Source organism: Jeotgalibaca ciconiae, assembly GCF_003955755.1.
Lineage (GTDB): Bacteria > Bacillota > Bacilli > Lactobacillales > Aerococcaceae > Jeotgalibaca > Jeotgalibaca ciconiae.
In genome coordinates, this window is sequence record NZ_CP034465.1 from 1,278,802 (window position 1) to 1,303,796 (window position 24,995).

The window sequence follows — 24,995 nt, forward strand, 5'->3', positions numbered from 1 at the left end:
GTGTGCATCTTCGAAAAGATGCCCTGCACGTTTGGTTCGTTCATTCTTTGTTCAGTTTTCAAAGGTCAAATCTGTTATCACGTGTTACGTGTATGTTTCTTCGTGACAACCTCTATATAATACCAACTGTTTTATTTTTTGTCAACACTTTTTAAAAAAGTTTTTTAAAAAATAAAAAGTTGTTTTTCCGCTGCTAAAAGAAGCAACCTGGATATAATACCACCTCTTTCGAAAAACGTCAACAAATATACGGATAAACATATTAACTAAATATGTTTATATTAATTCCGGAGGCTATTTTTACTTCTTGCTGTTAAACTTAGACTTTTTGATTATAATAGATACGTAAAACGATTTCAGTTTATACTAGGAGGGCAAATATGCAAGAACCATTGTTTGTAAAACCAAAATTACAAGAAAAAATATGGGGTGGAACAAAGCTGCGTGATATTTATGGCTACGATATTCCTAGCGATCATACTGGAGAGTGTTGGGCTATCAGTGCACATCTAGATGGAGTAGGAACCATTTCTTCAGGTACATATGCGGGTATGCCTTTAAATAAACTTTATGAAAAGGAACCTCAATTGTTTGGCAATCCTTCTTCTCCTGTTTTTCCTTTATTAACTAAAATAATCGATGCAACAGAAGATTTATCGGTTCAAGTTCATCCTGATGATGTTTATGGGTTGAAACATGAAAATGATCTTGGGAAAACTGAATGTTGGTATGTTATTGACGCAGATGAGGATTCAGAGATTGTCTACGGACATACAGCAAAAAATAAAGAAGAATTTTCTAAAATGATTTCTAACGGACAATGGGATGACTTATTGCGACGTGTAAAGGTAAAAGCTGGCGACTTTTTCTTTGTTCCGAGCGGGACAATTCATGCAATAGGCGCAGGAATTATGATTCTTGAAACACAACAAAGCAGTAATACAACTTATCGCGTTTATGATTATGACCGTAAGGATAACCTAGGAAATTCCCGTGAATTACACATTCAACAATCAATAGACGTCACTACTATTCCTCATCGAGATCCTGAACTATCTATTCAAACTGAAGTACAAGCAGATAATGAAATAACTACTTTGATTGAAAGTGACTATTTTTCAGTATACCGTTGGAATATTCATTCAGAAGTCTATTTTGGAAAAAAGGCATCCTATACATTAGTGAGTGTTATAGAAGGAAAAGGATCCTTAATAGTAGATAATATAAAATATCCCCTAAATAAAGGAGATCATCTCATTCTTCCTGCTCCTATCACAAAATGGGTAATAGAGGGAGATATAGAGATTATTGCTTCCAATCCTGGTCCAAAAAACAGTTAATAAAAAGAATCGAGAGATTTTCCCTCTCGATTCTTTTTATTTGTAACCTTTTATGCATTTTTTTCTGCTATCCATACCGAGTATTCCAAACATCGGCAGATTCAGTATGAAATATTTTTTTATTTTACTTCATTAGCTAAAATGATTGAACCAGTTATTCCTGCATTATCTCTTAACCCTGGCTTTACCAGGTAATTATCTAATTCAGGAATAGGAACATAATTTGCTAATAAGGAAGAGAATTGTTTTTTTACTTTTTCCAGCATACCGGGTGCGTTCATGACCCCTCCGCCTAATACAATACGTTCAGGACGAAGAATAACTGTATAAGCTACTAGAGCTTGCCCAATATAATAGGACATAAATCCCCATACTTCATGATCTACATCAACATCTTTTCCAGCTCTCCCTAAACGACCATTTATGGACGGTCCGGCAGCCATTCCTTCTAAACAGTTTCCATGATACGGACAGAATCCTTCATATCCATCTTTATCATGTGGGCGAACTAACAGATGGCCCATTTCAGGATGGCCAATTCCAGCTAATAATTCCCCATTAACAATCGCTCCAGCACCAATTCCTGTTCCGATTGTGATATACATTGTATTTTTAAGTCCTTTTGCCGCTCCAAGTTTTGACTCTCCTAATGCAGCAGCATTCACATCTGTGGTCCACCCGATTGGAATAGAATATCTCTCCTTCATTGCTCCTAGAAAGTTAAAATTTTTCCAAGGTATTTTGGGAGTAGAAAGGATATAACCATATGTATCAGAAGATTCATTGATATCAATCGGACCAAACGATCCAATTCCAATACTTGCTAGACTATATTGATCAAAAAAGTTGAAAACACTTCTTAATGTTTCTTCTGGAGTTGTTGTTGGAAAAGAAACGCGCTCGATTATCTCATTTTTTTCATTTCCTATTGCACAAACAAATTTTGTGCCTCCTGCTTCGATTGCTCCTACTAACAAATTAAGTCTCCTATTCTTCTAAATAATTTTTATTTCTTCTAACATTTAAAACTTTTTTATATCATTATAGTATGTTCGATTAAAGTTCTCAACTTCCTTTAAAATAAATAAGCCTTACTATAACAAACTCTTTCTTTGTTATAGTAAGGCTTATATGTATGGGTTATGAGGGGATCGAACCCACGACCCGCTGATTAAGAGTCAGCTGCTCTACCGACTGAGCTAATAACCCGTTTGGCTAACAAAATAAATTCTACTCCTCATTGAAATAAAATGCAAGAATTTATTATTAGATTTTTTCTTTTTTTCTATCATTAAATAGATAAAAGAGAAGCAGCTTCTATTAATTATAATAAAAACTACTTCTCTCAACTTACATTGGTTCTGGCACATAGGAAACAGAAGAGAACTTATTAAATTCTTTTTTAAACAATAACTTAACTGTTCCGCGTGCTCCACTTCTGTTTTTTTCAATAATTACTTCCACTATATTATTTTCAAATTCACTCTCGCTACTTTCTTCTGCCCCTTCTCGCTCATAATAATCTTCACGATAAAGAAAAGCGACGATATCCGCATCTTGTTCAATCGAACCCGATTCCCGAATATCACTCAGCACTGGTCGTTTATCTTGTCTTTGTTCTACTCCACGCGATAACTGAGAAAGTGCAATTACAGGAACTTTTAATTCTTTTGCTAATTTCTTCAACTGACGTGAAATATCAGATACTTCTTGCTGACGGCTTTCACGATTATTTCCTTCAATCAACTGAAGATAATCAATTACAATTAATCCCAGCTTCCCTTGTTCTTGTAATAGGCGACGACTCTTTGCTCTTATTTCGGCGATGCGAATACCTGGAGTATCGTCAATAAAGATTTTTGATTGGCCTAACGTAGCCATTGCCATAATCAAATTCGACCATTCTTCTTCTGACATTTGTCCAGTACGTAAATGCCCTGCATCAATATTTCCTTCCGCACAAAGCATCCGGTTTACTAATGATTCTGCTCCCATCTCCAAACTAAAGATTGCTACCACTTCATCAGCTTTTGTTGCAACGTTTTGAGCAATATTCAAAGCAAACGCCGTTTTCCCAACCGCAGGACGTGCAGCAAGGATAATTAACTCCTCTTTCTGCAAGCCAGCTGTCATTTTATCTAATGCAATGTATCCAGTCGGAATACCTGTAACATCACCTGATTGTTGAGACAGTGCTTCAATATTTTGAAGAGAAGTATTAACTACGTCAGAAATTCGAATAAAACCAGATCGATTTCTTCTCTCCGAAACTTGTAAAATGCTTTGTTCCGCAGTATCTAATATTACCGCAACTTGGTCTGCTTCTTCATAGCCACTTTTTACAATATCTGTTGCCGAATGAATTAAATTTCTCAGTATTGATTTTTCTTCTACAATTTTTGCATAGTATTCAACGTTAGCAGCAGTAGGCACGAATGTTGCTATTTCTGCAAGATATTCCATACCACCGATATTTTCTAGCTGATCCTTGCTTTCAAGTTCGTTTGTAACAGTTACTACATCAATTGGCTCATTGCGATTGTATAATAGAACAACTACATCAAAAATAAGCTGATGACTTTTTTTGTAAAAATCTACAGCTACTAAATACTCAAGTACAGTAACAACTGATTCTGGATCAAGAAAAATAGAACCCAATACAGACTGCTCTGCTTCTACACTATGGGGAGGTATTCGATTTTGGAAAATATCTTCCATATATATCTTCATCCTTCTACTAATTACTCAAAGAGAACTCTCTCTCTTGCTATCTTATTGTACTCTAAAAAAACAGCTAAAACAATTTCTTTTCTGGAACGCTTGTTCCCTTTTCGAAGTAAAAAATAATACAACCAACTACCTCAATGAGGCAATCGGTTGTATCTTGATTTTATCATTATTCTTCTACAACATGAACCGTTAAAGCAGCTGTCACGTCTGAGTGAAGACGTACGTCCATTTTGGTAAATCCTAGAGAACGAATTGGATTTGGCAAGTTGATCTTACGCTTATCTAGTTTCACTTTAAATTGTTTTTTTAATTGATCTGCAACTTGCTTGCTCGTAATAGAACCAAACAATCGTCCGTCTTCTCCGGATTTAGCCGGTATAGTAATAACTGTATCTTCTTTTTCTAAAAATGATTTCAAATCACTTGCCTCTTTTAGTTCTTCTGCAGCTTTTTTCTCCTCAGCTTTCTTTTGTCCTTTTAAAGCTGAAACACTTGAACTAGTTGCTTCTTCTGCAAGTCCATTTTTTATCAGATAGTTATTTGCATAACCATCCGCTACATTTTTAATTTCACCTTTTTTACCTTTACCTTTTACATCTTCAAGAAAAATTACTTTCATTTTATTTCTCCTTCCTCATCTTCATTTTTCAAGACTTTCACTAGTTTTTCTTTTGCTTCAGTCACAGTAATATCTTCTATCTGTGTAGCAGCATTTGATAGATGACCTCCGCCGCCAAGTTTCTCCATAATTCGTTGTACATTAATTTTACTTAAGCTACGAGCACTAATACCGACTCTTCCATCAGAACGCTTTGTGATAACAAACGAAGCCTCTACACCCTCCATTGAAAGCATGGTATCTGCAGTCTGTGCAGCGAGAACCGTATCGTATATCTTTCCTTCTTCCCCATTAACAACTGCCATCCCTGGCTCCACAAAATCCATTGTTTCTAACAAATGACTTCTTAATAGATAAGTCTCTAAGTCTTCTTTCAAAGCTTCTTGTATCAACAATGTATTGGCACCATTCGACTGGAGATAACTTGCTGCATCAAAAGTTCGAGAACCTGTCCGTAAACTAAAATTACGTGTATCTACTATAATACCAGCCAACATCGCAGTTGCTTCAATTTTATTAATGGTATCGATATCATTCGATTGATATTCAAATAGTTCGGTAATCAATTCTGATGCAGAAGATGCATATGGTTCAATATAAACGAGTACAGGATTTTCTGGGAATTCTTGACCTCTACGATGGTGGTCGATAATAACAACATTATTAGAAACTTCCATCAGTTCGGGTGCAGGTATCATGGATGGTTTATGAACGTCCACCATCACGATCAAAGAATTCTCTGTTATCATTTCTTCTGCCTTTTCAGGGCCAATAATGTATTTTGAAATATTAGAATCTTTATCAATCACTTCCATCATGCGTTTAACATCTTTCGACAATTGATCAGATTTCAAAATAATCCATGCTTCTTTATTATTCATTTGGACAATTCTTCGTATTCCTAAACAAGAACCAATTACGTCCATATCTGGGTAATTGTGTCCCATAACAAATACATTATCGGAATTAACAATTAACTCTTCTAATGCGTGACTAATCATCCTTGCACGAATACGGGTTCGTTTTTCCATGGGATTCGTTTTCCCACCATGAAAACGGGCTTCTTCATTTTCAGCTCGAACAACTACTTGGTCTCCACCTCTTGCCAAAGCTAAATCTACATTTGCCTGAGCCAGCTGAGCGACGTCTCTCCATTTCATCTGGACTGTACCAGTTCCATATGAAAACCCCATACTCAATGTCAGTGGGAAATTTTGTTTATAAGTTCGTTCTCTTATTTGATCTACAATTTCGAATTTATTGCTTTCAAGTCTTTCAAGAGCTTTCTTATTCATCAAACTTATAAAGCGATCATCATCAACTCTTTTTAAATAAACGTTATTAATATTTGCCCAGTTCGTTAATTGATTGGTAATATAGTTGTTTACATTTGATTTTTTACGGTCATTCATAGATTGAACAGCTTCATCATAATTATCAATAATGATATTCCCAAACACAATTCTTTCTTCCTGGTATTTTGCTTCAATCTTTGCATAATCAGTTATATCCATCAAATAGAGAACACCTATATTTTCTTGAATAACCATTTCAAAATATCGATCTCCCCATTTAACTTTTGTCATTTCATTACTCTTATATTTCTCTATCCATCCGTGTAACTCAGCATCAACGTCTTCAATCCTTCGTCCAAGTAAATCTTTGTTTTTAAAATACTTTAATAGATAAGGATTCGTCCACTGGATTTTTTGTTCTTCATTATATAGCAGGATACCTATCGGCATTTGGATAAGAGCTTCTTGTTCACCTTTTTTTATCCTGTAAGATAAATCTGAAACATATTTATTTGTTTCATCTATTAAGTAATCAATAGAATAATAAAACAGCCATATAACTAACATAATTATTAATAGTAAAACTACACCAATTTTCCAACTTGCAATGAAAGTCAGAACGATAAACAGAACCAATGAAACTAATAAAATATATGTTGGAATTTTTATTTGGTTTGCACGTATGAATGGAGGAAGATTTGACACTTTTTCCTTTATTTTCATTGTTGCTCCTTTTCTTAATTTTATTGGATTTGTCTTTATATTTTACCATATCGCTGTTTTAATAGCCACATCACTTCCTGTTACAATAATGTTTCACGTGGAACATTCCTTTCCTTCCTTTCTTCCAAAATGTTCCACGTGAAACATTTTGTTGTTACGGGGAGTCTTTAAATCTCATCCTGCTCCTCATATAATGGATGTAGTTGGTTTTGCTCATTTTTCTTTTTGAAGATATATACATGTACATATCTTCCTTCTAGTAATGAATCAACTTAACACTGCCTAAGATTTTTTCAGATGAAATAAGCATTGTTAAATAGTAACAAAATAAGGAGTGAGTGTACTTTCAAATTGCCACTAATAATACATTGATATAGCTACTCAGGTTATATTAGCAATAAGAGCCAGAACCGACAAAACTAATAACTCAACTCTTGTATCTCTCAATCAAATGTTTAGCTGCGTAATTTATATCTTCCTATACTTTATGTTAGAACAAGTGTATTTCTAATTCAATTATAGTAAATTAGAATTCTCACTTTGTAGTAAACATCACAAGTCGTTTAGCTGATATTTAAAGTTATCCCCAACAATAAAATAATCCTGTGCATAACTTTTTAAAACATATGTCAGCCTTTGTCCTAATCATACTCCTTTACTTTATTAACATGTGGATATCTTGGTCAACTCTATATTATTAACAGTTCATTTGGAGAAACCAATTATGTTTATAATCGTGAATTGAGATTTTTATATCAGAAGTTGCAGGATTTACATTTTGACAATATAAACTCCTATAAACTAATGTCTTTTACAGAAATATTTCAATTTTAAGAGAAAAAAACATCCTACTATTATGATTCCTGTTAAAAACGAGATTACGATTCGTCACAGTATCTATTTTTAGTGTAGGTAGAATCGTGCAAATACCATTTTGAAATTTCTGACTGAATAGGAATAGCTTGTAGCCACAGGAAGAGTTGTTCGAAAGAAACACAGTGGCAGGATTCCAAGAGTTTCATGTTTGTAAGTTGCTAAAACAACCACAACCATTACAATCGGTAGATTAGGCGTATCAGCGTGTACTCTCTCTTTGAGCTACTGACACCATAAAGAACTATAAGATGTATTAGAGTAGGGTAGGTGATTAAAATATATTGCCTCTCTATTTTTTAGTGATGTTAGAATTGTACCAACACTAAAATCGATGGAACCAATATAATCAAGAGAAAATAGCTTATAAATCTTTTATATTAAAACTAAAAGAAGCTGAGACAGGATATCTCAGCTTCTTGAAAAGTTTTAAATTTAATTATTCTGCAATTGTGAAAGGCATCAATGCAATAATACGAGCACGTTTTACTGCAACTGTTAAAGTTCTTTGATGTTTTGCACATGTACCTGTTACACGACGAGGTAAGATTTTACCTTTTTCAGATACATATCGTTTTAATAGATCAATGTCTTTGTAATCTACATGATCAATGTGATTTGCGCAGAAATGACATACTTTTTTACGTCTACGTCCTCCGCGACGGCCACCACGTTGTTGAGCCATGTTGTTTTCCTCCTTTTTTATCCATCTTTTTCAAGTTTTATTAGAATGGCAAGTCATCATCTGAAATGTCAATGGATTGCCCGCTTGATAAGAATGGATCTTCATTCGAATTATAGTCACTAAAGTTATTTTGAGATTGGTTAGAGTAAGATTGATTATTAGATTGGTTGTTACTTTGGTTAGATTGGAAAGAATTATTTCCATAAGAATTATCCGAAGATTCTCCTCTAGGTCTTTGTTCTGTAACACTTCTTGATTCAAGCAGAGTAAAGTTCTCTACCACCACTTCAGTAACATATACACGTTGACCTTGTTGGTTTTCATAGTTTCTTGTTTGAATTCTACCTTGAATTCCAACTAAAGAACCTTTTCTAGTGAAATTCGCAAAGTTTTCCGCAGCTTTTCTCCAAATCACACAGTTTATAAAATCAGTTTCTTTTTCGCCTTGTTGATTTTTAAATTGACGATCAACGGCCATAGAAAATGAACCTACTGCTGTGCCACTTGACGTATAGCGCAAATCTACATCTCGAGTCAATCTTCCTGTTAGTACAACATTATTAATCATTAAATGCTTACCCCCTTAAAATGTTTCACGTGGAACATTTTATGCTTCTTCTTTAACGATAATATGACGAAGAATATCATTATTGATTTTCGCTAAACGGTCAAACTCTTGAATCGATTCAGCAGTTTCAGATTGGATTTTCACGATATGGTAAATACCTTCGCGGAAATCGTTAATCTCATATGCTAAACGTCGTTTTGACCAGTCTTTTGATTCAATAATTTCTGCACCATTATCAGTTAAAATAGCGTCAAAACGTTGAACCAATTCTGCTTTAGCTGCTTCATCGATATTAGGACGGATAATGTAGTTAATTTCGTATTGAGTCATTATGACTGTCACCTCCTTATGGACTTTGGCTCTTACTCTTGTAAGAGCAAGGAGAGTATTTCTAAAATACTCACGTCTTAAAATTATAGCACCTTTTTTAGCACAATGCAAACATTTTTCAAAAAAACTAAAAGAGGGCGTAATAAATGAAATCATCAAAAAAAGCTGGTCGTAACCAGCTTTTTTTGAACGTTATTTTATTCTTCACTATCTTCTGTTTCTTCAAACAATTCATTTGCAAAATTTTTCATGTCGGCATTTATTTGTTCGGAATCTTTTTGAACCGTTTCCGTTGTAATAACTTTTGCATCGTTGTTTTCTCCATTTTCTTCTTCTGGTTCGACAATTGCCATCGTTGAAACAGTTGAACCGTCATCTAGACGCATTAAACGGACTCCTAAGGTAGCTCTTCCGATTTGCGATACATCTTTAGCATGGAATCGAATCATGACCCCAGAGTCGGTTATAATCATGATATCTTCATCTTCCCGAACAGTTGCAAGGCCAACCAAGTTACCATTTTTCTCAGTGACGTTCACGGTTTTAATTCCTTTTCCGCCTCTGCCTTTGATAGCATATTCATCGATGGAAGTGCGTTTTCCATAACCATTTTCCGTAATAGCAAGAACTTTCGTTCCTTCTTCAAGAAGATCCATGCCAACCACATAGTCTCCATCACGTAGTTTAGCTCCACGTACGCCAGTTGCTGTTCTTCCCATTGCGCGGACATCATTTTCGTTGAAGCTGACAGAATAACCAAAATGCGTTCCAATGATAATATTTTTCGTTCCATCTGTGAGAGCAACCTTGATTAACTCATCACCTTCGTTTAGATTAATCGCACGTAAACCATTTTGACGAATATTACGGAATTCAGTTGTCTCTGTACGTTTTACAACGCCGAGTCGAGTAGCGAAGAAGAGATTTTCTCCATCTTGCGGAACGCTTCCCTGTAAATTAATAATCGTTTGAATTTTTTCATTTGCATCTAAGTTCAGAAGGTTAATAATTGGTAACCCTTTTGCTTGTCGACTGTACTCAGGTATTTCATATCCTTTATTGCGATAAACTTTCCCTTGATTAGAGAAATAAAGCAGGTTGTCATGAGTTGATGCAGTAATTAATGTTTCAATAAAATCATCATCATGTATACCCATTCCCTGAATACCGCGACCGCCGCGACGTTGAGCACGGAATTCACTGCTAGGCAAACGTTTAATATAGCCATTATGGGTCAAGGTAATAACAATTTCTTCTTCTTCGATTAAATCTTCGTCTTCTAGTGAAAGTACTTCTCCGATTAATAATTCTGTACGTCTTTCATCTCCAAAACGCGTCTGAATTTCTAACAATTCTTCTTCAATAATTTCGAAAATTCGTTGTTCACTTGCAAGAATGTCAGTTAAATCGCTAATTAAAGCCATTAATCCATCGTATTCTCCATCAATTTTTTCACGTTCTAAACCAGTAAGACGAACCATCCGCATATCAAGAATTGCTTGAGCTTGTCGGTCAGAAAGGCCATAATCATCTATGAATTTTTGTTTCGCTACATCTCCACTTGGAGAACTGCGTAAGATATTTACAATTTCATCAATGTGATCTAAAGCAATCTTCAATCCAGCTAATATGTGAGCACGTGCTTCCGCTTTTTTCTTATCGTATTCAGTTCTACGGCGGATAACTACTTTTTGATGGTCCAAATAGTGAAGAAGAATACTCTTCAAACTTAATGTTTCCGGAACGCCATTAACAATTGCAAGCATATTAAAGCCAAATGAAGATTGAAGAGGGGTCAATTTGTACAGATTATTCAATACAACAGAGGCACTTACGTCTCTTCGTATATCAATTACAATTCGCATACCTTCTCGATCTGATTCATCTGCTAAATCGGTAATTCCTTCAATTCTTTTATCTCGAGCGAGTTCAGCAATACGCTCTACTAATTTTGCTTTGTTGACAACATAAGGCAATTCTGTAACGATTATTCGTTCTTTTCCATTTTTTAGTGTTTCAATTTCAACGCGTCCGCGAACAATAATAGAACCTCTACCAGTTTCATAAGCTTTACGAATACCGGATTTACCCATAACGATTCCGCCAGTAGGGAAATCTGGGCCGGGCAGGGCTTCCATCAGATCAGCAGTGGTTGCATCGGGGTCTTTCATCAAAATATGTAAAGCAGAGATTACTTCGGTTAAGTTATGGGGAGGAATATTGGTAGCCATCCCAACAGCAATACCAGAAGCACCATTTACTAAGAGGTTAGGGAAGCGAGCGGGTAATACATCCGGCTCTCTTTCACTTCCATCGTAGTTATTATGGTAATCAATTGTATCTTTATTGATATCCCGCAGCATTTCTAATGCTAATTTAGACATCCTCGCTTCGGTATAACGCATTGCCGCAGCACCGTCTCCATCAACTGATCCAAAGTTTCCATGCCCGTCGATAAGAGGATAGCGATAGCTGAAATCTTGCGCCATTCGAACCATTGATTCATAGATGGCACTGTCACCGTGGGGATGGTATTTACCCATAACATCCCCAACAATACGTGCTGATTTCTTATGCGATTTATCTGGGGTAATTCCTAATTCGTTCATTCCATATAAGATACGACGATGAACAGGTTTTAGTCCATCACGCACATCTGGAAGGGCACGAGAAACAATAACGCTCATGGCATATTCCAAGAATGAAGTTCGCATTTCCTTACTTAATTCACGAACTTCCATTCCAGAATCTAATTTATTTGTATTATCTTCACTCATTTATTCTTCGTACTCCTTCCTATACATCGAGATTTTCTACATATTCCGCGTTATCTTGAATAAAATTACGACGTGGTTCTACTTTTTCACCCATTAACATGCTTAATACAGAATCTGCCTCAATTGCATCCTCTACACTTACTTGAGCAAAACGGCGATTTTCGGGATTCATTGTAGTTTCCCATAATTGTTCTGCATCCATTTCTCCCAAACCTTTATACCGTTGAAGAGAGGGCTTAGGACTAGAAGGGATAGTAGCTAAAAATTCATCCAGTTCTTCTTGTGTTTGCAGATACGTTTCTTTTTTACCTTGTTTTATTTGGAACAAAGGTGGCTGCGCAATATAAACATAGCCGGCTTCAACTAAAGGACGCATATAACGATAAAACAGAGTAAGCAACAATGTACGGATATGAGCGCCGTCAACATCAGCATCAGTCATAATAACCAGCTTGTGATAACGTGCCTTGCTTACATCGAACTCAGCGCCAAATCCTGTTCCCATAGCTGTAAATAAAGAACGAATTTCTTCATTTGCAAGGATACGATCTAACGATGCTTTTTCAACGTTCAAGATTTTACCTCGAATGGGTAGAATTGCTTGAAAAATACGAGAACGACCTTGTTTGGCAGATCCTCCCGCAGAGTCTCCCTCAACAATAAACAATTCAGATACCGATGGATCTTTGCTGGAACAGTCTGCTAATTTTCCAGGCAAGTTACTTATTTCTAATCCACTCTTCTTACGAGTTACTTCACGTGCACGCTTAGCCGCAAGACGCGCCTTCGCTGCTAAAATTCCCTTCTCGACGATTTGACGGCCGACTTGGGGATTTTCCATTAAGAACTTATCTAGCGTGCTTGAGAAGAGCCGATCCGTAATTGTACGAGCTTCTGAATTCCCCAGCTTCGTTTTTGTTTGCCCTTCAAATTGAGGATCCGGATGTTTGATAGAAAGAACCATCGTCAATCCTTCTCTGACATCTTCACCGGTTAAATTCTCTTCGTTTTCTTTCAAAATTTTTGATTTTTTTGCATAATCATTGATTACACGTGTCAGGGCAGTTTTTGCTCCGGATTCATGCGTACCACCTTCATAGGTATGAATATTGTTTGCAAAACTAAATAAACTAGTATGGTAACCATCAGTATATTGCAGAGCAACTTCTACTTGAATATCATCTTGAATATCTTCTACGTAAATAATCTCATCAAAGAGCGGTTTTTTATTTTGGTTTAAATACTCTACATAACTTTTAATACCACCTTCATAGTGATAGTTATTCACCACTTCTTCTTCCGGTCTCTTGTCTGTTATTGAAATATTTAATCCTTTATTCAAGAAAGCTAATTCACGAACACGTACGGATAATTTTTCAAAATCAAATTCCGTTGTTTCAGTAAAAATCTCATGATCTGGCCAAAATTGAACGACTGTGCCATGTTCCTCAGTCTCTCCAACCACAGTAAGATCCGTCATAATTGCTCCACGTTCGTAATGTTGCTCGTAAATGTTTCCATTTTTGTAGACTTGCACCACTAATTTTTTAGAAAGCGCATTTACAACCGAGGCACCTACACCGTGAAGTCCTCCAGAAACTTTGTAGCCGCCCCCGCCGAATTTACCACCTGCATGAAGAACCGTATATACGGTTTCAACAGCAGGGCGTCCAGTGTTTGCTTGTATATCTACAGGAATTCCGCGTCCGTCATCTGAAACTTTGATACTGTTATCTTTTTCAATGAATATTTTTATCGTAGAAGCAAATCCAGCCAATGCCTCGTCGATTGAGTTATCAACGATTTCCCATACTAAGTGATGAAGTCCTGCAGCGCTCGTTGCACCAATATACATACCAGGACGTTTGCGAACTGCCTCTAGTCCTTCTAAAACCTGAATCTGACTTGCATCGTATTCTTGAGCCAATTCTGCTTTATTTTTTTCATAATCTGCCATGCTTTTACGCACCTTCCTTTTCTACCGTACCTGCTTCTATATGAAAAACTGTCGGTTCTTCAATTTTATTTCGCTTCACTCCATCTAAGCTTGTTGTCGTTAAAAAGGTTTGCACTTTCTTCTCAATTGTTTTTAAAAGATGTGTTTGTCGATTATCATCTAGTTCGGATAAAACATCATCTAATAAAAGAATTGGATACTCGCCCAAAACCTCTTTCATACATTCTATTTCTGCTAATTTCAAACTCAAGACAGTCGTACGCTGCTGTCCTTGAGAGCCAAATTGATGGATATTTTTGTCGTTTACATAAAAAACTAAATCATCTCTATGGGGACCAAATAAAGTTGTGCCTTGTTCACGTTCTCTTTGTTTTACTCTTTCCTGTTCTTCCATCAACAATAAGTATATTTCCTCTTTACTCATTATTTCTTCGAAGGGAACAGGAGATTTATAGCGAATATGTAAATGTTCTTTATTATCTGAAATTTGATAATGAAGCGGATCCGCCCATTTTTCCAATTGTTGGATAAAATGCAATCGTGCTTCAATAATTGTTGCACCTAAAGTGGCTACTTGTTCCGTTAAAACGTCCAAATAAACAAGATCGTTCGCTTTTCTCATGAGCAATTGTTTTAAATATAGATTACGCTGCTTCAACAAACGCTGGTATTCAACCAAATTATGGAGATAAATCTGGCTCATTTGACCGAGTTCCATATCAAGGAATTTTCGACGTCTATTTGGTGAACCTTTTACTAGTTCTAAATCTTCAGGAGCAAACAATACAACATTTAATGTCCCTACATAATCACTTAGCCGTTTTTGTTCAATATGGTTAATTTTAGCAATTTTTCCTTTTTTTGAAAAAAAAAGTTCCAATGGGTAATCAGCATTTCGTCTTTCTATTTGTCCTGAAATCCGAGCGCCTTCATTTTGCCATTGAATCATTTCTTTTTCATTCGATGTACGAGGACTTCTCGCCATCGAAAGAGCGTAAATTGCTTCCATTAAATTTGTTTTCCCTTGTGCATTCTCACCTAAAAAAACATTGATTCCATTCGAAAAAGAAAGAGCTAAATCAGAGTAGTTTCGGAAATTACGTAATGTAATCTCTTTTAGAATCATGATATCGGTCCATTATCCGCTTTTTCTTCGTTTTTCTGGACAAAAAAAGTTCCTTCATCTGGAATTTCCACCATAGAACCTGGATATATTTTTTTCCCCCGGCGATTTTCTTTTTCATTATCAATCAATACGGCATACTCCGATAGATACCATTTTGCCATTCCGCCGCTTGAAATAACATTTACGTGCTTGAGTAATTGTCCGAGCGTAATGAAATCATCATCAATATAAACAATATTTTTCAAGGATTTCACCCATTTCCATTAAAATAAGCGTGGAATAAATAAAATCCACGCAAGTATACTTTCCTTATATATTATACTATTTTTTTAGTAATAATTCAACTAAATGCTAAAAAAACGCCATTCCTACGTTTTTTATATATAAACGACAAATACCTTTAAATAGTTCAAAAACAGTATATAGGTGTAAAATTAGGGATATTTGAAGAGAAGTAAAAAAAGGAAGTTGCAAAAAAATGTGCAACTTCCTTTTAGATTTGTCTGTCTAATAAGTACGAACAGGTGTGATTAATTGAATGAACGCTTGTTCGATTTCAGTATTATCATCTAGAGGCACTACTGTAAAGGGACGAATAGGTGCTGTAAAGCTAACAGAAACATCTTGGTGTCCGAAAGTACGTAATGCATCTTTCAAATAATCCGGGTTAAAGGAAATAACTAATGGATCTCCAGTGGCTTCCTGATATTGCAGTTCTTCTTCTACTGTTCCAATTTCTGGAGAATTTCCTGACAACTCCACTTTATCCGCAGAGATTGAAAGTTTTACTACATTATTTTTTCCTTCGTGTGACAGTAATGAAGCACGATCAGTTGCTTGTAATAAATCAGCAGCATTCATAACGAGCGTTGTCGAAGAACTAGTAGGTATCAGACGATTAGTATCGGGATAGTATCCTTCTAACAAACGCGAATAGAAATATAAATTCTCTGCTTTAAAAAGAACTTGGTTTTCAGTGACCATCATATCAATCGTATCTTGGTCCTCTACAATACGAGATAATTCCACTAAACTTTTTCCTGGAATAATAACTTTATAACTATTTTCTCTCAAATTATCAGGTGTTGTAATCGGAATAATTCGTTGACTTAAACGATGACTGTCTGTTGCAACAGCTTTTAACGTATTATTTTCAATGGTTATATTTACCCCTGTAAGAATTGGACGACTTTCTTGTGTTGATGTTGCAATAACAGTATGTTGGATTACTTGTTTAAATAAGTTTGTTGGAAGTGTAATTACCTCATTCGAATCAATCATTGGGAAATTTGGATAATTATCTACATTGATACTGTTAATCTTAAATGAAGCATTTGCAGATGTAATGTTTGTTTGAAAATTTTCTCCAACATCAATGGTTATTTTTTCATCTGACATTTTACGAACGATATCATTGAAGATTCGAGCAGGAAGAACGATTCCACCTTCTTCTAAAATTTCCAAATCATTTATATCATCATTTGCCGGTATAAAAATTTCTATTGAAATATCTGAGTCACTACCGCTTAACATTAAACCAGTTTTATCGGCAACCATTTTTATTCCTGTTAATACTGGAATGGTCGTTCTTGAAGAAATAGCTCTTTGAACATCTGATAGGTATTTTATGAAAGCTGGACGATTAATAGTAAACTTCATTTTTTTGCTTCCCTCCGTTTAAATTATATTAATAAAGATTAGTAGTAGTAGTAGGGCATGTTGATATTGTGGAAAACAAATAAAACGCTTGGAAATATAAAGTTTTCCACTTGTGGATAAGGTGTGTGTAACTTTATGGGTTTAGCCATAGATATCCACATGGGCACAACTATGAAACTTGCTACATATTCTTCAGTGTTTCTTTTATTGTATCAATTTCTTGTTTGAGAGTAACGTCTTTTCCTATGGTTTTCGAAATTTTGTCATAAGCATGAAGAACAGTCGTATGATCTTTGCCGCCGAATTCAGTACCAATTTTTGGTAAAGAGCTGTCTGTTAGTTCTCGTGACAGGAACATAGCAATCTGCCGCGGGACAACAATCCCTTTTGTACGTTTTTTCCCTTTTAATTCTTCTATTGTTAAATGATAAAATTTTGCAACAGTCTGCTGAATGGTATAAATCGATAATGCTTTTGGTTTATCGGTAGGCAGAATACTTTTTAAGGCATCTGCTGCTAGGCTGGTAGTAATATCTTTTCCTTGAATTGCTGAAAAAGCTTGGACTCGAACCAAAGCACCTTCGAGCTCGCGAATGTTGGAATCGATTTGACCAGCAATATAACTGAGTGTATCATCTGGAATTTCTAATCGTTCGCTATTTGCTTTGTTTCTTAAAATAGCGATTCTTGTTTCTAAATCTGGGGGCGTAATGTCTACTGAAAGACCCCACGCAAAGCGAGATACTAATCGTTCTTGTAGTTTTGGAATTTCATTTGGCAAACGGTCACTTGTTAGAACAATTTGCTTTCTTTCATCATATAAAGCATTAAATGTATGGAAAAATTCTTCTTGCGTTCCTTCTTTATCTGCAAAAAATTGGATATCATCTACTAACAGTAAGTCCACGCTTCGATATTCGTTACGAAATTGTTCTTGCGTACGATTTTGGATGGAATTGATAAAATCATTGGCAAAAGTTTCGCTACTGACGTACTTTACTTTTGCATTGGGACGTAATTGAAGCATTTGATGGCCGATTGCGTGCATCAAATGGGTCTTACCCAGCCCAACACCTCCATAAAAGAATAACGGATTATAAATCGTTCCAGGTTCTTCGGCCACAACCAACGCAGCAGCATGGGCCATCTGATTTCCTTTTCCAATAACAAACGTATCAAAGGTATATTTTGTATTCAACTGTGCTTGTTTAAAGGGAATTTTGCCATCTTTTTTGGGTGAATCTTGAGATAGAGCAGGCATCTCTTCGTTCTTAATCATAAAAATAGGTGAAATTTCTCTGCCGCTAAATTCATAAATTCCTTCTACTACTCGCGTAGCCAAATTATTTTGCCAATAGTCTTTATGAAGAGAAGATGGCACTTCAATAATGATATTCGTTTCGGTTAATCGAATAGGCGCAGCACTATCGATCCATGTATCATAGCTAACTTTGGAGAGAGTTTCTCTGAATTTTTCTTGCAGGTATTGCCATAGTGAATATATGTCTTCCAATAGGAGCTTCCTCCTTTTCTAATTTTTTTTAATCAAGGTACAATTTTTACTTAAAATACCAGGTCCTTATTATTTTAGCATTATAAAGAAAAGTTTTCCACAAGAGTTTTTGTTGTGCATAAACATATAAAAGGGTGGGTAAAAAGTTTTCCACAGGATGAAAAACAGATGTGGACAAAAAAGTAATACAGTATAATTTAAAATTAAAATGTGGATAAGTTAGGTAAGGGAAAGATTGTGTTAAAAGGGCTTTGCATACTTATGCACAACTTGAACAGTTTATCCAAAGATAGGAATACACATCATGTTCCTTTGTGGAAAACTTCTGGATTACTTGAGGATTAGTGTTTTCACTTTTTTTGTTATACAAATGCTTGTGTAAAGAAATAAAAAGCCTGTGGATAATAAATTACAAATAAATGTAGAAAATTCTTTCTCTTAGAGGATAAATATGCTATTATATTCAAGTGAGTTTAAAAATTACTTTTTACTTGACAGAGATGTCTTTGTTTCTTTATAATATCGGAGACTGTCTATAGGATATTAATTTGCCATAATAGAAGAAAAGAAATGCCAGGAGGTGTACGAGTAATGAAAAGAACATTCCAACCAAAAAAACGTAAACGTCAAACTGTTCACGGATTCCGTAAACGTATGAGTACAAAAAACGGCCGCAATGTATTAGCAAGTAGACGCCGCAAAGGAAGAAAAGTATTGTCTGCATAAGATCACTGACCGTCAGTGGTCTTTTTTTTTACAAAATGTTGGATAAAAAGAAAGAAATGCAAAGAAAGTGGGGGTACAGGATGCGAAAATCTTTTCGAGTAAAAAAAGAAAAAGAGTTCCAGCGTGTATTCCATCATGGCTCTTCAAAAGCAAATCGGCAGTTTGTGGTATATGTTCTGCCAAAAGAAGGACAACCACATTTTCGTGTCGGTTTGTCTGTAGGGAAAAAAATGGGAAATGCTGTTATGCGTAATGCAATTAAACGAAAAATTCGACAGGCTTTACTAGAAATAAAACCAGATATTAAAGCAGAGATTGATTTTATTGTAATTGCTCGCCCGCCCACTTCAAAAATGTCTACAGAAGAGATTAAAAAAAGTCTCATACATGTGTTAAAATTAACTCATGTAATATAGGTAACTATTATTAAATAGTTTTAAGGAGGAACTATCGTTGTCAAAGCGAAAACGATTACTTTTAACACTCGGATTAGTTGCTGTTGTAATGGTATTGTCAGCATGTGGAAGTACTGAACCAATTACTTCTGAAAGTACTGGATTTTGGGATGGAATCATTATTTATAATTTTTCCCGAATGATTATCTGGCTTTCTGATATTTTCTTCGGAAGTTACGGAATGGGGATTATTGTTTTTACGCTCATTATAAGAGTTATTTTAATTCCATTGAATTATTTTCAAACAAAAAGTACCCGCAAAATGCAAACTGTACAACCGCAAATAAAAGAGCTGCAAGAAAAGTATGCATCGAAAGATACTCAAACAAAAGAATTGTTACAAGCAGAAATTTCGAAAGTATATGCCGAAAATGATGTCAACCCATATATGGGTTGTCTCCCTGCAATTGTTCAGATGCCGGTAATGATTGCATTGTATCAATCGATCAGCCGTACAGAAGTTTTAAGCTCGGGAACATTTTTGTGGGTGAACTTAGGGGAACGAGATCCATACTTTATTTTTCCAATTCTAGCGGCGATTCTAACGTTCTATACTTCTAAGCTAACGATGATGACCCAGCCTGATGGCGGCGGTCAAGGAAAAGCAATGATGTATACAATGCCCGCGATGATTTTATTTATGGGGAGTAGTTTACCAAGTGCCCTTTCTCTTTACTGGACAGTAAGTAACGCTTTCTCAGTTGGTCAAACATTAATGATGAACAATCCTTACAAAGTTATTAAGGAGCGCCAGGAAGAAGAGCGTAAAAAACGAGAATTGCAAAAAGCGCTAGAAAAAGCAAAAAATCCGAAAAAGAAAAGAAGAAAATAAACTTTTTTGAAATGGAAGGATGGAACAACAATGGAAAATGAAAAAATTGTAGTAAGAGATACAACGGTTGATAAGGCAATCAGCAAAGGGTTAGCTCAACTTAATTTAGGAACCCATGATGTTGACATCAAAATCATTTCTGAAGGAAAAAAAGGTCTGTTTGGTTTTGGTCAAAAAGATGCAGAAGTTGAATTGACACCCAAACATCTTCCCGAAATGAAAGAACCAGGAAATATTTCTGTTTTTGAGAATGAAGAACGTGCAGATTACATTTCAGAAAACATCGAGGAAGAGAACCTGGATGCGGAAGAAGAAGGATACGGCTACTCAGACTCGATTGAATTTGAAACAGTAGATGAAGACGAGATTGAGAATGATGACGACGAAGACTTTGAAGAAGATTTTTCTGAGGAAGAGGATTCGAATTCAGAATCTTCTCGAGAAGAAGCAATTAGCAAAGTAATAGATTATTTAACAACAACTGTAGAGGTATATGGTGCCGCTGCAACTGTATCGGTAGAAGAAACACAAAATATCATTACGTTTAATATTGAGAGCGATAAGCCAGGACTCATTATTGGAAAGCATGGGAAAATTATCAATGCTTTACAAACATTGGCACAAACTGTTTACCAGCAAAACGAACGCAAACGCGTTTCTATTGTAGTAAATGTTGGGGATTATCGTGAGCGTCGAGCAAAAATTCTAGAAAATATTGCAGATCGGACGGCTGAAAGAGTATTCCGTACGAAACAGCCGGTATTTTTAGAGCCGCTGCCTGCTTTTGAAAGAAAACAAATCCACGCTCGCATCAGTAAAAATGATCGACTATCGACTCACTCAGAAGGAAAAGAACCACATCGTTACTTAGTAGTTGAAATAGCAGAATAGTAAGTTAGAAAAGACCGAAATCTTTTGATTTCGGTCTTTTCTTATGGAGAGAGTAATATAATTTTTTCTGCCCTCGATATCTAGCTTTCCACGTCTGCCTCTCGGAAAGTAGGTAAATCGCCGATTGCGCAGTAAGCTCGCTTTTTACACAAAGTGCAAGCTTCGATTCTATATAAGCTGCTGAAGCTGGCACTTTCGTCCTAAGTGCAAGCTTCAAGCTTAAAAAACATTGTGAAGGTGTCTCTTTTTAAAAAAGTGCAAGCTTCAAAGGGTAAAATATATCTGAAGCTTACACATTCTAATGAACTCTCCAAATCTATCAAAATCGCTCGTTATGAATCAATTATTTAGGTTATACTTTAAGAAATCGAATAGTGAAATGAATACGATACTATCTGAAGGAGAATAGCCTATGAAAAAATTCATTATGTTGCATGGTGTGAACCATAATATGTTCGGAAAACGTGATCCAAAGCAATATGGGACGATTACGCTAGATGAGATTGACGAAAGCATCCAAAAATTAGCGCAAGAATTAAATGTAGAAGTGGAAACTTTTCAAACGAATCATGAAGGTGAGATGGTTGAAAAAATTCACGAGGCTTTCTTGAATAAATTGGATGGTGTCATTATCAATGCAGGCGCGTGGACCCATTACAGCTATGCCATTCGGGATGCTTTAGCTATTTTAACGGTACCCGTTGTTGAAATTCATATGTCTAATATTCACGCGCGAGAAGCATTCCGTCATGAATCTGTTTTTGCAGAGATTATAACTGGACAGATTTCTGGTTTTGGAGAAGAAAGTTATTTATTAGGGGTTCGTGCTGCAGTTGCTGCTAGCAAGTAATAAGTATTAAATACAAAAACGTCCTCCAAAGAGGACGTTTTTTATATGATAAAAATTAAAATAGAAAAGCAATTAAAGAAATAGCCATTACTACTTGAAGCACGCCAATAAATGACCCATATAGCATGACTTTCGGTCCTTCTTTGACAATATCTTTAAAATTTACACGCATGCCAATCGCAGCTAAAGCTGTGACCTCAAATTGTGTGCTGATGCTTTTCGTAGTCACAATAGCATCAGCTGGTAAAATATTTAAACTTCTAATAATAAATAACAGAAGAAATCCAATAATAAACCACGGGATTTTTATTTTGACAGCAGATTGAGAGTTATCTTTTTGTTTCGTTTCACTAAAAAGTCCCTTGCCTTCTTCCAAGTTTAATCTTCCAAAAACAATAGCCACTACTGCAATCATTAGCACGCGAATCAATTTAAAGACTGTCGCAAGGTTCACTACATCATCATTAATTAGTTTTGCAGAGGCAACCACTTGACCAACCGATTGAACTACACCGCCAATTAAAGCGGAGCTTGCAATGGTCTCGTTATTATATAGAAGTAAACTGATGACTGGAAGAATCATCATTAGTACAGTACCAACTACATTGACAGTTGTGATTGCCATCCCTTTTTCTTTACTGTTTGCATCCAAAACGGGTGAAACGGTTCCGATTGCAGCTGTTCCGCAGACCGCATTCCCAGCAGCCATTAATAAAGAAAAAACTTTGGTGAACTTAAATAACTTGCCAAGCAGGATTGCAACGATAATGGTGAACGTCATTTGAAGAAAAACAAATAAAAGACCCATAAAGCCAATCCCTTTCATCATTTGAAAATCCAAGGTAAGACCATTTAAAACAATCGCAAATTCCAATAAGCGTTTTTCTGAAAATTGTGTACCTGGATTTAATCTTGGATGAGTCAATATTGTATTACCCACAATCATTCCAAGTAGAATCGCAATTAAAGCAGCCCCTAAATTTGGTATATAAATTGCAAGGAATTGACTGATGATCGAAATAAGGATACTGACCAGCAATCCCGGTAAAAGTACAACAAGCATGTTTTGAAGCCGCCTTTCATTATTCAATATGAGTCTAACTATATTTTATTTCTGATCATTCGTCAAAAAAATTTCATTATCTAAAACTATTTGCGAATAAAAACTAAATATTTTCAATAATGAACCGATATAGAAGCTAGTAGAAAAACATTGTACTATTGATATAGTGCAGTCAATAAAGGAGTGTAAGGGTTGGATACAACAGAAAAAATCAAAAAAGAAAAGAAAAAAATTGATTGGGGTCAGATAAAAGATAAGTTCAAACAATTAGAATGGAGAAGGTTTGGATTAAAGTACCAAACGATTCGAGTAAGATTGCTTTTTAGTTTTTCCTTAGTCATTGTATTCATGATTGCATTGGGAATTGGAAATTATATTACTTTTAATCGTGTAAATGAGAGTATAGGAGAAATTGTTGAAGAAGATTTTGTTTTGCAGCAAAACTATGACAAAATTTCCTATTACATGGCTCAGCGAATTTCGGCAGTTAGAGGATATTTATTGACTGGAAGAGAAAGCTATATTGTAGAATTCAATAATTATAAGCAGTGGAGCAAAGAAAATGAAGAACTTATCAGCAAATTAGATAATTCAATTTCTAACCAAAATTTATTTGCAACAATGAATACTTGGAATGAAACCGTTCAGGAGAATGTATTTGATTTAGTAGCGGATGGAAATCGTGCGGAAGCAATGTTAAACATGAATGGAAATGTGAATCCTAAGGCAGAACAAATTATTAGTGATATTGCAGGAAGAGCAACCACTAAATCGGCTGAAATAAGGTTAGAAATCAATGCTCTTATGAAAACGATAGATCGCTCCATAAATACAATGATTATTGCTGTAATCGTAATTATTCTTTTGTCCATAGCAGTGGCTATTTTCTTTGCTAATTATTTTTCAAAAGCAATCAGCAGCGTAGTTATCCGTTTGAAATCTCTCCAAGACGGTTTGCTAAATCAAGAATTACTTGAGGTGGAAGGTGCAGGGGAACTTGCCGAATTAGGACACTCGGCAAATGCACTACAAGAAAGTTTATATGAAATTATGACAATTGTCAGCTTGGGAGCGGAGGATCTCGCACAACAAAGTGAAGAACTATCTCAATCCTCTAATGAAGTAAAGTCAGGTTCAGAGCAAGTTGCTATTACCATGCAAGAATTGTCAATCGGTACAGAAAATCAAGCTCATTCTGCAAGTACTCTAGCCGCTAATATGGAATCATATAATGAGAAATTTACAGATGTATATGAAAACAGCGGTAAGGTAACAGAGTATTCTGAAGATGTATTGAATCTTTCTGGAAAAGGGAAAGAATTGATGAATTCTTCCAGTCAACAAATGGAAAAAATCAATGAAATTGTTCAAGATGCTACTTTAAAAATGAGTGAATTAGACAAAGGGACAAAAGAAATCAGCAAGTTGGTTGATATTATCCAAAGTGTGTCAAAACAAACCAATTTACTGGCTTTGAATGCCGCTATTGAAGCAGCTAGAGCAGGAGAACATGGTCGAGGGTTTGCGGTCGTTGCTGAGGAAGTTCGTAAATTGTCAGAACAAGTAGCTGATTCAGTAAAAGAAATTACTTTATTTGTTGAAAATATTAATCGCGAAGCAAATGATGTCAGCGACTCACTCCAAGAAGGTTATAAAGAAGCTGAAGAAGGATTGATTGGAATCAAGGCAACAAGTGATACGTTCGATGAAATTACTGACTCGCTTCAAAATGTTGTTGTAAACATCAACGATATTCGCAATAATCTACAAGGATTAACAGAAACAGGACAAGAAATGAATCATTCTATTTCTGAAATTGCGTCTGTATCAGAAGAGTCTGCGGCTGGAGTAGAAGAAACCTCTGCAGCTTCTCAACAAATTAATAGCACAATGGAAGAAGTCTCTGTAAATGCAGGGCAAATTGCAAAATTAGCTGAAGAAATGAACCAAATTGTTCAAAAATTTCAATTATTCCCATAGCGA

At 35.6% G+C, this 24,995-nt stretch carries 21 protein-coding genes and 1 tRNA gene; 7 read left to right on the forward strand and 15 right to left on the reverse strand.

What is annotated here, in order from left to right:
• Nucleotides 1–380 precede the first annotated feature (380 nt).
• Nucleotides 381–1,340, forward strand: a complete 960-nt coding sequence (gene manA, locus EJN90_RS06015; protein WP_126109440.1) for a mannose-6-phosphate isomerase, class I — start codon at nucleotides 381–383, stop codon at nucleotides 1,338–1,340.
• A gap of 119 nt (nucleotides 1,341–1,459) precedes the next feature.
• Here the strand turns inward: manA and EJN90_RS06020 are convergent, their stop codons facing one another.
• From EJN90_RS06020 to dnaA, 14 genes are all read right to left on the reverse strand, one after another.
• Nucleotides 1,460–2,317 (reverse strand): ROK family protein, encoded by an 858-nt coding sequence (locus tag EJN90_RS06020; RefSeq protein WP_126109442.1) that lies wholly within the window; start codon nucleotides 2,315–2,317, stop codon nucleotides 1,460–1,462.
• Nucleotides 2,318–2,476: 159 nt separating this feature from the next.
• Nucleotides 2,477–2,549 (reverse strand) — tRNA-Lys (locus EJN90_RS06025).
• Between the two features lie 141 nt (nucleotides 2,550–2,690).
• On the reverse strand, nucleotides 2,691–4,058 hold the full coding sequence (dnaB, locus tag EJN90_RS06030; RefSeq protein ID WP_126109444.1) for a replicative DNA helicase: 1,368 nt from the start codon (nucleotides 4,056–4,058) through the stop codon (nucleotides 2,691–2,693).
• Nucleotides 4,059–4,236: 178 nt separating this feature from the next.
• Nucleotides 4,237–4,689: a 50S ribosomal protein L9 gene (gene rplI, locus EJN90_RS06035; RefSeq protein ID WP_126109446.1), complete on the reverse strand. Its 453-nt coding sequence runs from the start codon at nucleotides 4,687–4,689 to the stop codon at nucleotides 4,237–4,239.
• Complete coding sequence (locus tag EJN90_RS06040; protein ID WP_126109448.1) at nucleotides 4,686–6,707, reverse strand: DHH family phosphoesterase; 2,022 nt, start codon at nucleotides 6,705–6,707, stop codon at nucleotides 4,686–4,688. The genes rplI and EJN90_RS06040 overlap by 4 nt, the downstream gene beginning before the upstream one ends.
• 1,312 nt (nucleotides 6,708–8,019) lie before the next feature.
• Nucleotides 8,020–8,265: a 30S ribosomal protein S18 gene (gene rpsR, locus EJN90_RS06045; RefSeq protein WP_126109449.1), complete on the reverse strand. Its 246-nt coding sequence runs from the start codon at nucleotides 8,263–8,265 to the stop codon at nucleotides 8,020–8,022.
• A 40-nt stretch (nucleotides 8,266–8,305) separates the two neighbouring features.
• Nucleotides 8,306–8,833, reverse strand: a complete 528-nt coding sequence (ssb, locus tag EJN90_RS06050; protein ID WP_126109451.1) for a single-stranded DNA-binding protein — start codon at nucleotides 8,831–8,833, stop codon at nucleotides 8,306–8,308.
• A gap of 39 nt (nucleotides 8,834–8,872) precedes the next feature.
• Nucleotides 8,873–9,163, reverse strand: coding sequence for a 30S ribosomal protein S6 (gene rpsF, locus EJN90_RS06055; RefSeq protein WP_126109453.1), 291 nt, complete (start codon nucleotides 9,161–9,163; stop codon nucleotides 8,873–8,875).
• A 197-nt stretch (nucleotides 9,164–9,360) separates the two neighbouring features.
• Nucleotides 9,361–11,940 carry a DNA gyrase subunit A gene (gene gyrA / locus EJN90_RS06060; protein ID WP_126109455.1) on the reverse strand — a complete coding sequence of 860 codons (2,580 nt, stop codon included), beginning with the start codon at nucleotides 11,938–11,940 and terminating at the stop codon, nucleotides 9,361–9,363.
• Between the two features lie 19 nt (nucleotides 11,941–11,959).
• Complete coding sequence (gene gyrB, locus EJN90_RS06065; protein ID WP_126109457.1) at nucleotides 11,960–13,897, reverse strand: DNA topoisomerase (ATP-hydrolyzing) subunit B; 1,938 nt, start codon at nucleotides 13,895–13,897, stop codon at nucleotides 11,960–11,962.
• A gap of 4 nt (nucleotides 13,898–13,901) precedes the next feature.
• On the reverse strand, nucleotides 13,902–15,023 hold the full coding sequence (recF, locus tag EJN90_RS06070; protein WP_126109459.1) for a DNA replication/repair protein RecF: 1,122 nt from the start codon (nucleotides 15,021–15,023) through the stop codon (nucleotides 13,902–13,904).
• On the reverse strand, nucleotides 15,020–15,268 hold the full coding sequence (yaaA, locus tag EJN90_RS06075) for a S4 domain-containing protein YaaA (RefSeq protein ID WP_126109461.1): 249 nt from the start codon (nucleotides 15,266–15,268) through the stop codon (nucleotides 15,020–15,022). Before yaaA ends, recF begins: the two co-directional genes overlap by 4 nt.
• 262 nt (nucleotides 15,269–15,530) lie before the next feature.
• Nucleotides 15,531–16,682 carry a DNA polymerase III subunit beta gene (gene dnaN, locus EJN90_RS06080; RefSeq protein ID WP_126109463.1) on the reverse strand — a complete coding sequence of 384 codons (1,152 nt, stop codon included), beginning with the start codon at nucleotides 16,680–16,682 and terminating at the stop codon, nucleotides 15,531–15,533.
• Nucleotides 16,683–16,863: 181 nt separating this feature from the next.
• Nucleotides 16,864–18,195 (reverse strand): chromosomal replication initiator protein DnaA, encoded by a 1,332-nt coding sequence (dnaA, locus tag EJN90_RS06085; RefSeq protein ID WP_126109465.1) that lies wholly within the window; start codon nucleotides 18,193–18,195, stop codon nucleotides 16,864–16,866.
• A 591-nt stretch (nucleotides 18,196–18,786) separates the two neighbouring features.
• Here dnaA and rpmH point away from each other — a divergent pair.
• From rpmH to aroQ, 5 genes are all read left to right on the forward strand, one after another.
• Nucleotides 18,787–18,921 carry a 50S ribosomal protein L34 gene (gene rpmH / locus EJN90_RS06090; RefSeq protein WP_076767859.1) on the forward strand — a complete coding sequence of 45 codons (135 nt, stop codon included), beginning with the start codon at nucleotides 18,787–18,789 and terminating at the stop codon, nucleotides 18,919–18,921.
• A gap of 80 nt (nucleotides 18,922–19,001) precedes the next feature.
• The gene (gene rnpA / locus EJN90_RS06095; RefSeq protein WP_126109467.1) at nucleotides 19,002–19,337 is read left to right on the forward strand and encodes a ribonuclease P protein component; all 336 of its coding nucleotides are present in this window, start codon (nucleotides 19,002–19,004) and stop codon (nucleotides 19,335–19,337) included.
• 37 nt (nucleotides 19,338–19,374) lie between these two features.
• On the forward strand, nucleotides 19,375–20,208 hold the full coding sequence (gene yidC, locus EJN90_RS06100; protein ID WP_126109469.1) for a membrane protein insertase YidC: 834 nt from the start codon (nucleotides 19,375–19,377) through the stop codon (nucleotides 20,206–20,208).
• Between the two features lie 30 nt (nucleotides 20,209–20,238).
• Nucleotides 20,239–21,099: an RNA-binding cell elongation regulator Jag/EloR gene (gene jag, locus EJN90_RS06105; protein ID WP_126109471.1), complete on the forward strand. Its 861-nt coding sequence runs from the start codon at nucleotides 20,239–20,241 to the stop codon at nucleotides 21,097–21,099.
• Between the two features lie 412 nt (nucleotides 21,100–21,511).
• A complete protein-coding gene (gene aroQ, locus EJN90_RS06110; protein ID WP_126109473.1) occupies nucleotides 21,512–21,949 on the forward strand; it encodes a type II 3-dehydroquinate dehydratase in 438 nt (145 codons plus the stop codon).
• A 55-nt stretch (nucleotides 21,950–22,004) separates the two neighbouring features.
• Here aroQ and EJN90_RS06115 read toward each other — a convergent pair whose 3' ends face one another.
• Complete coding sequence (locus tag EJN90_RS06115) at nucleotides 22,005–23,012, reverse strand: YeiH family protein (RefSeq protein ID WP_126109475.1); 1,008 nt, start codon at nucleotides 23,010–23,012, stop codon at nucleotides 22,005–22,007.
• Nucleotides 23,013–23,204: 192 nt separating this feature from the next.
• Here EJN90_RS06115 and EJN90_RS06120 point away from each other — a divergent pair, with 192 nt between their 5' ends.
• On the forward strand, nucleotides 23,205–24,992 hold the full coding sequence (locus tag EJN90_RS06120; protein WP_126109477.1) for a methyl-accepting chemotaxis protein: 1,788 nt from the start codon (nucleotides 23,205–23,207) through the stop codon (nucleotides 24,990–24,992).
• Nucleotides 24,993–24,995 lie beyond the last annotated feature (3 nt).